Source organism: Pseudomonas sp. FEMGT703P (assembly GCF_002786345.1).
Lineage (GTDB): Bacteria > Pseudomonadota > Gammaproteobacteria > Pseudomonadales > Pseudomonadaceae > Aquipseudomonas > Aquipseudomonas peli.
On record NZ_PGCM01000010.1, the window covers coordinates 524,922 to 539,026 of the forward strand.

At 60.7% G+C, this 14,105-nt stretch carries 10 protein-coding genes; 3 read left to right on the forward strand and 7 right to left on the reverse strand.

Features of this window, described 5'->3' with window-relative positions; translation table 11 throughout:
• Positions 1-6: 6 nt before the first annotated feature.
• Complete coding sequence (locus CUR33_RS16005) at positions 7-507, forward strand: disulfide bond formation protein B (RefSeq protein ID WP_289240283.1); 501 nt, start codon at positions 7-9, stop codon at positions 505-507.
• 309 nt (positions 508-816) lie between these two features.
• Entirely contained in the window at positions 817-1,824 is a 1,008-nt protein-coding gene (locus CUR33_RS16010) for a TRAP transporter substrate-binding protein (protein ID WP_289240284.1), read from the forward strand.
• Between the two features lie 21 nt (positions 1,825-1,845).
• Here the strand turns inward: CUR33_RS16010 and CUR33_RS16015 are convergent, their stop codons facing one another.
• Both CUR33_RS16015 and CUR33_RS16020 read right to left on the reverse strand, forming a co-directional pair.
• On the reverse strand, positions 1,846-3,072 hold the full coding sequence (locus CUR33_RS16015) for a CynX/NimT family MFS transporter (protein WP_289240285.1): 1,227 nt from the start codon (positions 3,070-3,072) through the stop codon (positions 1,846-1,848).
• Entirely contained in the window at positions 3,065-3,523 is a 459-nt protein-coding gene (locus CUR33_RS16020; protein WP_289240286.1) for a nucleoside deaminase, read from the reverse strand. Before CUR33_RS16020 ends, CUR33_RS16015 begins: the two co-directional genes overlap by 8 nt.
• A gap of 105 nt (positions 3,524-3,628) precedes the next feature.
• Between CUR33_RS16020 and CUR33_RS16025 the strand changes: the two genes are divergently transcribed.
• On the forward strand, positions 3,629-4,471 hold the full coding sequence (locus CUR33_RS16025; protein WP_289240287.1) for a LysR family transcriptional regulator: 843 nt from the start codon (positions 3,629-3,631) through the stop codon (positions 4,469-4,471).
• Here the strand turns inward: CUR33_RS16025 and CUR33_RS16030 are convergent.
• The 5 genes from CUR33_RS16030 to tpx all read right to left on the reverse strand — a co-directional run bounded on the left by CUR33_RS16030 (position 4,428) and on the right by tpx (position 14,074).
• Complete coding sequence (locus tag CUR33_RS16030; RefSeq protein ID WP_289240288.1) at positions 4,428-5,927, reverse strand: efflux transporter outer membrane subunit; 1,500 nt, start codon at positions 5,925-5,927, stop codon at positions 4,428-4,430. The two genes, CUR33_RS16025 and CUR33_RS16030, sit on opposite strands and share 44 nt — an antisense overlap.
• Positions 5,924-9,031, reverse strand: coding sequence for an efflux RND transporter permease subunit (locus CUR33_RS16035; RefSeq protein WP_289240289.1), 3,108 nt, complete (start codon positions 9,029-9,031; stop codon positions 5,924-5,926). The genes CUR33_RS16030 and CUR33_RS16035 overlap by 4 nt, the downstream gene beginning before the upstream one ends.
• Complete coding sequence (locus CUR33_RS16040; protein ID WP_289240290.1) at positions 9,028-12,126, reverse strand: MdtB/MuxB family multidrug efflux RND transporter permease subunit; 3,099 nt, start codon at positions 12,124-12,126, stop codon at positions 9,028-9,030. The genes CUR33_RS16035 and CUR33_RS16040 overlap by 4 nt, the downstream gene beginning before the upstream one ends.
• On the reverse strand, positions 12,123-13,349 hold the full coding sequence (locus CUR33_RS16045) for an MdtA/MuxA family multidrug efflux RND transporter periplasmic adaptor subunit (RefSeq protein WP_289240291.1): 1,227 nt from the start codon (positions 13,347-13,349) through the stop codon (positions 12,123-12,125). Before CUR33_RS16045 ends, CUR33_RS16040 begins: the two co-directional genes overlap by 4 nt.
• Before the next feature lie 224 nt (positions 13,350-13,573).
• Positions 13,574-14,074, reverse strand: coding sequence for a thiol peroxidase (gene tpx / locus CUR33_RS16050; RefSeq protein WP_160086855.1), 501 nt, complete (start codon positions 14,072-14,074; stop codon positions 13,574-13,576).
• Positions 14,075-14,105: the final 31 nt, after the last annotated feature.

Genomic DNA, 14,105 nt, shown 5'->3' on the forward strand with positions numbered 1-14,105 from the left:
ATTCAGATGTCCCGCCCCCCCTCACTCAAGCCCTTACTCGCCCTGATTGCCCTCGCCTGCTTTGCCATGCTCGGCGGCGCCTTGCTGCTGCAGCACCTTGCAGGCTGGGAGCCGTGCACCTTGTGCATTCAAATTCGCCTGTGGCTGCTTTGTGGGGGCGCTCTCAGCTTGCTGATTCTGGTTGCAGAAGCCCTTGGCCTGCGCTGGCTGACCTTGCCGTTATGGCCGTTGCTGCTGGCTGCGGCGGGCATGGCGGTGTATGACAACACGCACTTGGTGCTGATCGAAACTGGCGTGCTGGAAAGCTCCAGTTGCTCGCCCTTCCCCTTCTATGCCTTTTACCTGCCGCTGCATGATTGGTTGCCCAGCGTGTTTATGAGTGCAGGTGTGTGCGGGGAGAACGACTACAGCATTCTCGGCCTGTCGTTTACGTACTGGACATTGCTCATTGTTGCCTTGCTCTTGGCGCTGTGCCTGCTTGCTGCCTGGCGTGCAGTGCGCCGCTGATCCTCTAGTTCAGATATTTTGCAGGTGGCGGTAAAACGCCACCTGCTCTCTCATAAGCGGCTTTCTGCCGATTTTTGCCCACAAATGGCGAACTATCGCCACTCACTGTGCGTTTGATCACGCACGTTTTGTGGTTGAACCAGCCCTGCAGCCCTGCTGCTACGCTGGCATACGCATTGCGATATAGCCGGTGCTCTGCGCACAACAACTGAATGTGTCGCCGAATTAATCTGACACGAATGCCAGCCTGCTAAGCCCCATCCTGGCTCGCCGTCAGCACCACAACATAAGAACAACAGGACCATCGCTATGTTGAAGTCGATCTGCGCCCTCGCCGCTGGCAGCCTGCTGCTGGCGTCCACCACGCTGCACGCAGCAACCGACAAGGGGCCAATCGTGATCAAGTTTGCCCATGTGGTTGCAGACAACACCCCTAAAGGCCAAGGCGCATTGCTGTTCAAGAAATTGGCCGAGGAGCGCCTGGGCGACAAGGTAAAAGTTGAGGTCTACCCCAACTCCAGCCTGTACGGCGATGCCAACGAGCTCGACGCATTGGCTAAAAACGAGGTGCAACTGCTGGCGCCGTCGCTGGCCAAGTTCGAGAAATACACCAAGCAATTGCAGGTGTTCGACCTGCCTTTCCTGTTCGATGACCTGGACGCAGTCAACCGCTTTCAGAAGCGCGCGAAAGGTCGTCAGTTGCTGCGCTCCATGGAAGACCACAACATTGTCGGTCTGGCCTATTGGCACAACGGCATGAAGCAGCTTTCGGCAACCAAAGCGCTGCTGGTACCGGGCGACGCAGCCGGTTTGAAGTTCCGTATCCAGCCTTCATCGGTGCTGGAAGCGCAGTTCAACCAGCTCGGTGCCACGCCGCTGGCCATGCCGTTTGCCGAAGTCTTCGACGCCCTGAAAAGCGGCAAAGTGCAGGGGGCGGAAAACCCCTGGTCAAACATTTACAGCAAGCAACTGCACACGGTGCAGCCGTTTATCACTGAGACCAACCATGGCGTACTCGACTACATGCTGGTGAGCAACCCACGTTTCTGGTACGGCATTCCGCACCAGATCCGCATGGAGCTTGAAGGCATCATCGATGAGGTGACCTACGAGGTGAACCGCCAGGCCGAGGCCGCTAACCAGGCTGATCGCGACCGTATCGCAGCGGCTACCGGTACCCAGGTGATCGCATTGAGCGACGAGCAACGCGACGCCTGGCGTAAAGCCATGCAGCCGGTGTGGCAACAGTTTGAAGGGGTTATCGGGGCTGACGTGATGAAGGCTGCCCAAACGGTCAACCGCAACAGCCACAAGTGACCCTGCGGCTGACGCTTACTCTCACCTTGCCGCGTCACCAGGCTGCTGGCGGTTGCTGGAAATCCGCCAGTAACTGCCTGGACTCAAGCGCTGTGTCAGTACCAGCATCACAATGATGCAGATGAGCATCAGCAGCCAGGTTGCGGAAAAGCTACCGGTGTATGCCCGCAGCCAGCCACCAGCGGCGGGCGCTAATGCGTTAATCAGGAAGCCAACCCCCTGTACAAAAGCCGCCAATTGGCCAGCGGCAATCGGCTCCTGCACATGATCCAGGCTGAGGAGCAGGCAGAGGGCAAAGCAGGCGCCCAGGCCAAAGCCGATAAAAGCGATCCAAAGACCGGGCAGCTGTTGCGGCGCCAGTAACAACCCGGCAAAGCCCAATAGCTGCGCCATCAGGCTGATACTCAGCAAACCACGGCGCTCGCGCATGTGCTGGGCTAGCGCGGGCATGCCCAAGGCGGCTATCACCTGAAATAGCGTCATCCACGCGAGTAACAGCCCACTGTTCTGGCTGCTCCAGCCCAAGTGCTGGTAGTACGCTGGGAGCCAGGCCACCACGGCCATGTAGCCGCAATTGCTGAAACCGAAATACACCGCCAAGGTCCATGCTCGCTTGTTGCGTATAAAACGGCTCAAACGGTGCTCTGCCGGTAATAGCTGAGCAGCACGCCAAGGCGTTCGCACCCATAACAGCAAGCCGATGAGCGCCAGCAGCGCCCATACCTCCAGGCCGACTTGCCAATGGCCAAAATGGCTGCTGAGTTGCGGGCTAAACCAGGCTGCAAGCCCTCCGCCACTCATTAACGCAGCGGAGTAAATGCCCATGGCCAGTGCCACGCGCCCTACAAATCGGCGCTTAATCAAACCAGGCATCAATACCTGAATAAGCGCTATACCCACCCCACTGATTAACGCCGTGAGCAGCAGCACCAGGCTGCTGTGAACCATCCCGCGCAGCGCGCAGGCCAGCAGAATGCACAACAAACCGAGCGCGATGCCCCTGCCCTCACCCAGACGTGTCTCTACCTGGGCACTGAACAATGCCAACACCCCCATGCACACCACTGGCAACGTGGTGAGCATCCCCGCCATTTGGAACCCCAGGCCGACGCCGCTGCGAATGTCATTCAGCAAAGGGCTGATGGACGTCAAACTTGGGCGCAGGTTGAGCGCCACGATCACCACAACACACAGCCAGGCACCGGTGCGCCAACCGGGGCTGACATGCCGTTCAGCCCAGCTAAACATGTTGCGCATGCCAGCGTTGATAGAGCGCTGGCACAGCATGATGCGCCATGTGTTCAATGCAGATGCGTTGTTCTGCCAGTGGCAAACACAGTTGCTGATACGCATCTGTTGTCGATAAACCAAAAGGCTCAGCGTCTGCGTTGGCGGCGGCAAACACCACCCGGCTGATGCCGCACATGTGCATCGCGCTCAGGCACATGGGGCATGGTTGCCCGCTGGCATAGATCACACACCCGGCCAAGCGGTTGCTGGCCAGCACTTGACTGGCCTGGCGGATGCACTGCAGTTCTGCATGCGCAGTTGGGTCGTGGCTCAGGTGCATCTGATTGCTGGCGGCGCTGATCAGCGTGCCATCACGGACCAATACCGCACCAAACGGCCGACCGCCCTGCGCCAGGTTGGCAGCAGCCAAGGCGATGGCCTGCTCAAGAAAGTTGCGGTCATTACACACGGCGTACTCACCAGCGGAGGAATCGTGGCGAGGATTATCCTGAGCGGCACAGGTATGCTGAAATTAAATATAAGCATGCCAATCAGTTGATTCAGGAATACCCGAATGCTTGATCTCCTGCTTTTGCGCAGTTTTGTCGCCGTGGCCGACTGCGCCAACTTCACCCGTGCGGCCGAGCGCCTGCACCTTACCCAGTCAACTGTTAGCCAGCAGATCCGCCGCCTGGAGGACAGCCTTGGCTATCGCCTGTTCGACCGCAGTGTGCGGCAGGTGTTGATGACTGCAGAAGGCGAACAACTGTGCAGCTATGCCCGACGCATTCTCGCGTTACACGATGAGGCTGAAGATGTGCTGCGTAACCGACAAAGTGAAGGCGTGCTGCGTTTGGGTGTACCCGAAGACTTCGCCGCCGAACGCTTGATGCCGCTGCTCGCCGACTTTGCCGGCCGGCAAACCAGCGTGCGCTTGGAAGTCAGCAGCGGGCTCAGCCCTGAGCTACTGCGGCAGTACCGTGAAGGCCAATTTGATGTGCTACTGAGCAAGCAGATGAACCCCGGCAGCGATTGCCTGGCGGCCTGGCCGGAACCACTCTGTTGGCTCGACAGCCGGCAGCATCCGGCGCTGCAGCGCAATCCTGTGCCGCTGGTGGTATTTGCTCCCGGAGGGCTGTATCGCCAGGAAATGATCCAGACCCTGGAGGTACAAGCTAAGGCTTGGCGCATCAGCTATTCCAGCAGCAGCCTGGCCAGCGTCTGCGCCGCAGTCGCTGCTGGGCTGGGTATCAGCTTGCTGCCGAAACGGGTACTGCAAGCGGATCATCAACGGATCGACAGCCTGCCGGCAGTAGAGGGTATGCACCTGACGCTCTATGCACGGCCCAACCTGGGGCCAGCTGGTACAGCCCTCAAGGAGCGGTTGTATCAGCTGTGCCAGGAGCAGACGCGCTAGCACTAGCTGGTTGCTCTTCCAACAACAGCTGTTGCTGCCAACCACCCCCAAGGGCCGCGATCAGCTGCACGCTGGCGGTCAGACGATTGCCCAGCAAGCTGAGAGTGGTGCGTTCATTGTTCAGCGCCGTGGCCTGCACACTGACCACGCTGTTGAAGTCCACCGTGCCGGCGCGGTACTGGTTTTCGATCAGGCGCAAGGATTCGCGGGCGGCGTCTAGCGCTTCCTGCTGGATCACGGCTTCCTGCTGCAGCACACGCAGTTGCACCAGGTAATCCTCCACCTCGCGGAAGCTGTCGAGCACCGATTGGCGGTATTGCGCCACGGTCTGGTCGTAGGCCGCTTCGCTGCGTTCCAGCTCGGCGCTGCGCGCGCCGCCATCGAACAGGGTCAGCGCCAACTGCGGGCCGAGCGACCAGAAACGGTTGGGCAGATCGATCCAGTCGGCAAAGCTGCTGCCACGGTAGCCACCGCTGGCGGAAATGGTCAGATCTGGATACCAGGCGGCTTCAGCGACGCCGATTTCGGCGTTGGCGGCGATCACTCGGCGCTCCGCAGCAGCCACATCCGGGCGGCGTTCCAGCAGTTGCGACGGCAAAGCCACGGGGATTGCTGGCAACGCGGGCAATTGCTCGCGTACGGCAATGCTCAGCTCGCTAGGCGGCACGCCGATCAGTACGGCAATCGCATGCTCCAGCTGCGCACGCTGCCATTTCAGGTCGATGGCCTGAGCCTGAGTGCTTTTCAACTGGGTCAGCGCCTGGCTGACATCGGATTTCGGCACGATGCCGGCGTTGTACTGGTTTTCTGTGAGCTTCAGCGAGCGTTCATAGGCCGCCACAGTGGCATCAAGTAGGCGTTGTTGATCATCCAGCACGCGCAGTTGCAGGTAGTTCTGCACCAGCTCGGCCTGCAAGCTGAGCTTCAGTGCCGCTAGGTCGGCAGCGCTGGCCTCATAGCTGGCGCGGCTGGACTCCAGCGAGCGGCGCAACTTGCCCCAGATATCCAGCTCCCAGGCGGCATTCAGGCCAAGTTCATAACTCTTGCTGATTCCCCCCGCGCTGCTTGTGGTGCTGACGCTACTGGTATTGGAACCGTTGCCCTGGCTGCTACGGGTAGCACCGGCGCTGCTCGACAGGCTCGGGTAGAACGCCGCGCGCGCGCCGCGCACTAGGGCGCGGGCCTGGCGATATTGCGCCTCGCTGGCGGTCAGATTCTGGTTGGAGATATTCAGCCGCTCGACCAGGGCATTCAGCTCGCTGTCGCCATACAACTGCCACCAGCTGCCACGCTCCAGCGCATCGCCGGGCTTGGCCTGGGTCCAGCCTTCAATTTGTTTGAACTGCGCCGGGGTTTGCAGCGGCGGACGTTGATAATCCGGGCCGATGGCACAGGCGCCCAGGGCCAGACTCAACGCCAGCAAGGTGGGTAAACGATAGGCAGCGAGGGCTTTCATAGCGGGGTTTCCAGGGCAGCGTCAGTGCGCACTCCGCGCCAGCGGTTGACCCGGTGGCGCAGGCGGTCGAAATACAGGTAGATCACCGGTGTGGTGTAGAGGGTCAGCAACTGGCTCAATACCAGCCCACCGACAATGGTGATGCCCAGCGGCTGGCGCATTTCCGAGCCTTCGGCGCTGCTCAGCATCAGCGGCAATGCGCCGAGAATCGCCGCCAGGGTGGTCATCATGATCGGTCGGAAACGCAGCAGGCATGCCTGGCGGATCGACTCATGCGGGCTCATATGCTGCTGACGTTCAAGCTGCAGGGCCAGGTCGATCATCAGAATCGCGTTCTTTTTGACGATGCCGATCAGCAGGAACAGCCCCAACAATGAAATAAGGCTGAACTCGATGCTCATCAGCTCCAACGCAAGCAATGCGCCGACGCCGGCTGAGGGCAAGGTGGAGAGAATGGTCAGCGGGTGGATATAGCTCTCATAGAGAACGCCGAGGACGATATACACCACGACCAGGGCCATCAGGATCATCCATGGCTGATTCTGTTGCGTCTGCTGGAAGGCACCACCGGTACCACCCAGCATGCCTTGAACTTCCGTGGGTAACGCAATGCGCGCAATGGCCCGATCAATGGCCTGGCTGGCTTGATCCAAGCTGACCCCTTCGGCCAGGGAAAAACCGATATTTTCCACGGCAAACTGCCCTTGGTGGCTTACCCGGTCTTCTTCCAGGCTGCGCTCCCAGCGGGCAAAGCTGGACAAGGGCACCCGCGCGCCCTCGCTGGTAATCAGCTGAATCTGGTCGAGGGTTTCCGGGTACTCAGCGAACTTTGGATTGATCTCCATGACCACGCTGTATTGATTGAGGCTGTCGTAAATGGTCGACACCTGGCGCTGGCTAAAGGCGTTATTCAGCACAGCGGTAATCATGTTCATGTCCACGCCCAGGCGTTTGGCCACATCGCGGTCAACCACCAGACGAATCTGCTGAGTGCCTTCGGCCTCTTTGGCATCGATATCGGTCAGCTCTGGCAAGGCTCGCAACGCTTCACGTACGGGGGGCAACCAAGTGCGCAGGGCATCGAGGTCGCCTGACAGCAGCATGTACTCGTTTTCCGAGCTGCGCCCTTCTCGCCCGCCGATCTGCAGGTCCTGATCCGGCATCAGGAACATCCGCCCGCCCGGCACTTTCGGCACTGACTGGCGCAGGCGGTTGATTACCGCCTGGGCGTCGACCTTGCGCTCAGTAACTGGCTTCAAGCGCACGATCATAAAGGCGTTGTTGATGCCGCCACTGCCGCCAATAAACCCGGCCACGCTTTCTACTGCTGGATCGGCCAGCACGGCACGGCGATAAATCTCCATTTTCGGCTGCATGACCTGGAATGACAGACCGTCATCGCCGCGAATAAAGCCTATCAATTGGCCGGTGTCCTGCTGCGGCATAAAGGTTTTCGGCACGCTGACAAACAGGAAGATATTCAGCGCGATAGTGGCCAGCAGGCTGAACAACATCAGCAGCGAATGCTTGAGAGCCCAGTCCAGCCCCCGTGCATAAAACGCCAGCACACGTGTCTGCACGGCCGCGCCCCAGCGTTGCATGATGCTGGGCGGGCGTTCAACGGTGTCGGCCTTGAGCCAGCGCGCACAGAGCATCGGCGTCAGCGTCAGCGACACCAGCAGCGAGATCACGATGGCCACGGCCAGGGTGATGGAAAACTCGCGGAACAACCGCTCGACGATACCGCCCATGAACAGGATCGAGATAAACACCGCGACCAGCGACAGATTCATCGCCAGCAAGGTGAAGCCCACCTCGCGCGCGCCCTTGAACGCCGCCGCCATCGGCGTTTCGCCGGCCTCGATATGCCGCGAAATGTTTTCCAAAACGACGATGGCGTCGTCCACCACCAGGCCGGTGGCGATAATCAGCGCCATTAGTGACAGGTTGTTCAGGGAGAAATCCAACAGGTACATCACCGCAAAGGTGCCGACCAGCGACACCGGCACGGCCAGGGCCGGAATCAGCGCTGCGCGCCAACGGCCAAGGAAGGCGAACACCACCAGTATGACCAACACCACGGCGATCAGCAGGGTTTGCTCGGCCTCATGCAGGGTGGCGCGAATCACCGGCGAACGGTCCATCGCCACTTCCAACTCGATACTGGCGGGGATCACCGCGCGCAAGGCCGGCAACTGCTCGCGAATGCCAGCAATGGTTTCAATGATATTGGCCCCGGTCTGGCGGTTGATGACCAGCAGCACTGCCTGCTCATCGTTGAAGAAACCGCTGTTGTAGCGGTCCTCAACGCCATCGGTGACGCTCGCGACATCGCCCAGTCGCACGGCTGCGCCGTCCTGGTAGCGAATGATCAGCGGCAGGTAATCGGCGGCTTTCTCCAGCTGATCGCTGGCCTGTACTTGCCAGTGCCGCTCGGCATCTTCCACCGCACCTTTCGGCCGCTTGGCGTTGGCCGCGCTGATGCTCTGACGCACGTCATCCAGGGCGATGCCGTACTGATCGAGCAAGCGTGGTTCCAACGCCACGCGCACGGCGGGCAAGGAACTGCCGCCGATCTGCACTTCACCCACACCGGTAACCTGGGCAAGCTTCTGCGCGAGGATGGTTGAGGCTACGTCGTACAGCTGGCCCTTGTTGAGTACGTCGCTGGTCAGCGACAGCACCATGATCGGCGCTTGCGACGGGTTGATCTTGGCGTAGGTCGGCATGCTACGCATGCCGCTGGGCAGCAACTCGCGTGAAGCATTGATGGCCGCTTGCACTTCGCGGGCGGCGGCGTTGATGTCCCGATCCAAATCAAACTGGATCATGATCCGCGTGCTGCCCTGGCTGCTGCGGCTGTTCATCTGGCTAATGCCAGCAATGGTGCCGAGTGAGCGTTCCAAAGGTGTGGCCACACTCGACGCCATGATCTGCGGGCTGGCCCCCGGCAGGCTCGCCTGCACGGTGATCGTGGGGAAATCCATCTGCGGCAGCGGCGCGACCGGCAGCAAACCAAAGCTGACGCCGCCGAGCAGCAGAATCGCCAGGCTCAGCAGCAAGGTCGCCACCGGCCGGCGGATAAAGGGCGCAGAGAGGTTCATCGGCTGACCACTAGCCCGGCTGCGCTTCGGCCGCTAATGCGCCGCGACAGGCGATCGAAGTACAGGTAAATCACCGGTGTGGTGAACAGCGTGAGGATCTGGCTGAGCAGCAAACCGCCTACCATCACCAGGCCCAGCGGTTGACGCAGTTCAGCGCCGGAGCCGGTGGCCAACATCAGTGGAATCGCGCCAAACAGCGCGGCCAAGGTGGTCATCAGAATCGGGCGAAAGCGCAGCAGCGCTGCCTGGTAGATCGCCGCTTCCGGCTGCATGTCCTGGTTGCGTTCGGCGTCGAGGGCGAAGTCGATCATCATGATCGCGTTCTTCTTGACGATGCCGATCAGCAGAATAATGCCGATGATCGCAATCAGGCCCAGCTCGTTGCCGCTGATCAGCAACGCCAGCAGCGCGCCAACCCCCGCCGAGGGCAAGGTGGAGAGGATGGTGATCGGGTGGATGTAGCTCTCGTAAAGCACGCCGAGCACGATGTACATGGTGACGATGGCCGCGAGAATCAGCAGCAAGGTGCTCGACAAGGACGCACGGAAGGCTTCAGCCGCGCCCTGGAAGCGCGTCTGCACCGCCGGAGGAATGCCGATCTCCTGCTCGACCCGCTCGATCACTGCCACCGCCTCGCCCAGCGATACACCGCTGGCCAGGTTGAATGACAGGGTCGCGGCCGGGAATTGGCCGATATGGTTGATCAACAGGCTGGCGGCAAGTTCCTCGACTTGGGCTAAGGTCGACAGCGCGACCTGCTGGCCGTCGGCGGCCTTGACGTGAATCTGCCGCAACGCCGCCGGGCCGATGCTGCCGGCGTTCTCACTCTCCAGCACCACGCGGTACTGGCTGGACTGGGTGTAAATAGTGGAGATCTGCCTCTGACCGAAGGCGTCGTAGAGTGCGTTGTCGATATCGGCAATGCTCACGCCCAACCGCCCGGCCATGTCGCGGTCAATCTGCAGAAACACCTGCAGCCCACGGTTCTGCAGGTCGCTGGCCACGTCCGTCAATTCCGGTTGCTCGCGCAGCGCACTGACCAGCTTGGGCACCCACTCTTCCAGCAGGCTGATATCCGGCGACTCCATGCTGAACTGGAACTGCGTGCGGCTGACCCGATCCTCAATGGACAGGTCCTGCACCGGCTGCAGATACAGCTCAATGCCAGGAATCCGCGCCAGTTCCGGGCGCAACCGCTCGATAATCTGGCTAGCGCTGACATCGCGCTCGGCCCGTGGCGTCAGGTTGATCAGCAGGCGGCCGCTATTGAGTGTCGGGTTGTCACCGTCCACACCGATGTAGGACGACAGGCTGGCCACGGCCGGGTCCTGCAATATCACTTCGGCCAGGCGTTGCTGACGCTCGCTCATGGCGCGGAAGGAAATCGACTGCGGCGCCTCAGAAATGCCCTGGATCACCCCGGTGTCCTGGACCGGGAAAAAGCCCTTGGGCACGACGAGGTAGAGCACTACGGTCAGCGCCATCGTGCCGATGGCTACCAGCAGAGTCAGCGGCTGATGCTTGAGCACCCAAGTCAGCCATACGCCGTAACGGGCGATCATGCCGTCGATAACCGCTCCAGCGGCGCGGTAGAAACGCCCTTCTTCTGCGGGCTTTTCCGCCTTGAGCAGGCGCGCGCACATCATCGGCGTTAGGGTCAGCGACACCACCAGGGAAATCAGAATGGCCACCGCCAGGGTGATGGCAAATTCGCGGAACAAGCGCCCCACCACATCGGCCATAAACAGCAGCGGAATCAGCACGGCAATCAAGGAAATGGTCAGCGACACCAGGGTAAAGCCGATCTGCCTGGCGCCTTTAAGCGCCGCATTTAGCGGCGTTTCACCCTCTTCCAGGTGGCGGGCGATGTTCTCCAGCATGACGATGGCATCGTCCACCACAAAGCCGGTGGCGATGGTCAGCGCCATTAGCGTCAGGTTGTTGATGGTGAAACCGGCCAGGTACATCACACCAAAGGTGCCGATCAACGAAAGTGGCACGACGATGGACGGGATGATGGTCGCCGACACCTTGCGCAAAAACAGGAAGGTCACCAGCACCACCAGGGCAATGGCCAGCAGCAATTCATGCTGCACACCCTTGACCGCTGCCCGGATGGTTTCGGTACGGTCGGTCAGTACGCTGACTTCCACGCTGGCCGGCAGGCCCTGGGTCAGATGGGGCAAAAGCATCTGGATGCGGTCGACCACATCAATCACGTTGGCTCCGGGCTGGCGTTGCACGTTGACCAGCACCGCCTCATTACGGTTGGCCCAGGCGGCCAGGCGCAGGTTTTCCGCGCCGTCGATAATCTCGGCGACATCTTTAAGGCGCAGCGTGGCGCCGTCCTTGTACCCGAGGATCAACTCGCGGTATTCGTCGACGGATTTCAGCTGGTCGTTGGCATCCAGTTGCGACACGCGGGTCGGGCCGTCGAAGTTGCCCTTGGGCTGATTGACGTTGCTGGCGGTGATCAGCGTACGCACATCGCTGAGGTTCAAGCCATAGGATGCCAGCGCTTCCGGGTTAACCCGCAATCGCACGGCCGGGCGTTGCCCACCGGCCAAGCTGACCAAGCCAACACCGCTGGTTTGCGCGAGCTTTTGCGCCAGGCGGGTATCGACCAGGTCAAACACCTGCGGCAGCGGCAAGGTGTTCGAGCGGATGGCCAGGGTCAGTATCGGTGTGTCGGCCGGGTTGACCTTGTTGTACACCGGCGGCGCGGGTAAATCGTCGGGCAGCAGGTTGCTTGCGCCATTGATCGCGGCCTGCACTTCCTGTTCGGCGACATCCAGCTTCACTTCCAGGTTAAAACGCAGGGTAATCACCGAGGCGCCGCCGGAGCTGGTCGAGGACATCTGTTTCAGTCCGGCCATCTGACCGAACTGACGCTCCAGCGGCGCTGTGACTGCACTGGTCATCACGTCCGGGCTGGCGCCGGGATAGAGGGTCATCACCCGGATGGTCGGGTAATCCACTTCCGGCAGCGCCGAGACGGGCAGCAATCGGTAGGCAATCAGGCCGCTCAGGAAGATCGCCAGCATGATCAGCGTGGTGGCGACCGGGCGCAGGATAAACAGGCGAGAGGTGTTCATTGGGCGCGCGGTGCTCGTTTGCCTTCAGGCGTGGCCGGCGCGCTCTGGGCGGCGACAGGTGTGTCGCCAATCACCTCGACCTTATTGCCGGAGCGCAAACGGTCAGTGCCTTCCAGCACCAGGCGATCTCCGGCCTTGAGACCCTGCTCGACCACGCTGAGCTGGCCGTCACTGGCGCCCACGCTGATCGGCGTCAGCTGCACCTTGTCTTCAGCGTCCACCACATAGGCGAAGGTGCCGCTGGCGCCGAACTGCAGCGCGGCGGCCGGCATCAGGGTGACGTTTTGCAGGGTTTTCACCCGCAGGCGCACGTTAACGAACTGGTTGGGGAAGAGCATTTCTTCGGCATTGGCGAAACGCGCCTTGAGCTTGACCGTGCCAGTGGCGGTATCGATCAGGTTATCGACGCTCTCCAGCTCGCCTTCGGCCAGTTTGAGTTTTTCACTGCGGTCCCAGGCCTCAACCGCGAGAGTTTCGCCTGCGCGCAGCTGCTGCACTACCGCCGGTAATTCGGCTTCGGGCAGGGTAAACATCACGGAGATTGGCAGCGTCTGGGTAATCACCACCAGCGGCAGTGCATCGCCACTACTGACCAAGTTACCCACGTCGGCCTGACGGATACCCAGGCGACCGGTAATCGGTGCACGAATCTGGGTGAACTCCAGGTTAAGCCGCGCAGTGGCGACATCCGCTTGCAGGCTCTTGATCCCGCCCCGGTACTGGTTGACCAGGGCTTCCTGAGTGTCGAGGGTCTGTTTGGCAATCGAATCTTCGGCATACAGACCGCGGTAACGCGCCAGGTCCAACTCGGCATTGCGCAGTTGCGCTTGGCTTTCCTGCAAGGCGCCCTGGGCCTGTTGCAAGGCGATTTCATAGGGACGTGGGTCGATAACCGCCAGCAAGTCGCCAGCTTTGACCTGTTGGCCGTCCTTGAATAGCAGCTTGACTAGCTCACCTTCGACCCGGCCGCGCACATTCACCGTGTTATAGGCGGTGACGGTACCCAGGGCCTTGAGCTCAACCGGGAAATCACCTTGCGTCACGTTGGCAACACGCACGGGCACCGGCCCACCATCGCGCCACGGCCCACCGCGTGCGGGCGCCTCCGGCGGGCTGGGCCAGAACCACCACAACAGTAAGGCCAGAACTACCAGCGCAAGCGAGCCGACCAGCCATTGGCGCGACAGGTTACGAGGACGGGTGGTGAGCTGTGTATCAGGCATGGCGACAATCACTTCCTTGGGGAGCGTGAACGATATTCACTATCAGCCACCCTGCAAAGCCTCTTTACCGCCTATTTACCTTTTCCTTACGTAACTAAATGTCTGATCCGAATAGAAAATTGCCGGAACAGTAGTAAACGCTACGCGGCGATGGCCCGTAAGTGATGGCAGGCAGAAATAAAAACGGCCTGCAAAGCAGGCCGTTGGCACAACGTAAACAGCTGTTACTGAAGCGCAGCCATCGCAGCGGCGTAGTTCGGCTCGTCAGCAATTTCGCCAACCAGCTCGCTGTGCAGCACCTTGTCGTTTTCATCCAGCACCACCACTGCGCGGGCAGCTACACCCACCAGCGGACCGCTGGCGATGGCCACACCGTAGTTCTGCAGGAAGTCAGCACCACGCATGGTCGAAAGGTTGATCACGTTTTCCAGGCCTTCAGCACCGCAGAAACGCGCCTGGGCAAATGGCAGGTCAGTGGAAATGCACAGCACCACGGTGTTGGCCAGTTTGCTGGCACCGGCGTTGAACGTACGCACGGAGGTGGCGCAGGTTGGGGTATCAACACTTGGGAAAATGTTCAGGACTTTGCGCTTGCCGGCCAGGCTGGCCAGGCTCACGTCGCTCAGGTCGCCGGCAACCAGGCTAAACGCCGGGGCTTGCTGACCAACCTGCGGCAGTTGACCGGTAACTTCAACCGGGGAACCTTTGAGGGTGACTTGTGCCATTGGAAACGATCCTTATCAGTGGATTTGAGGG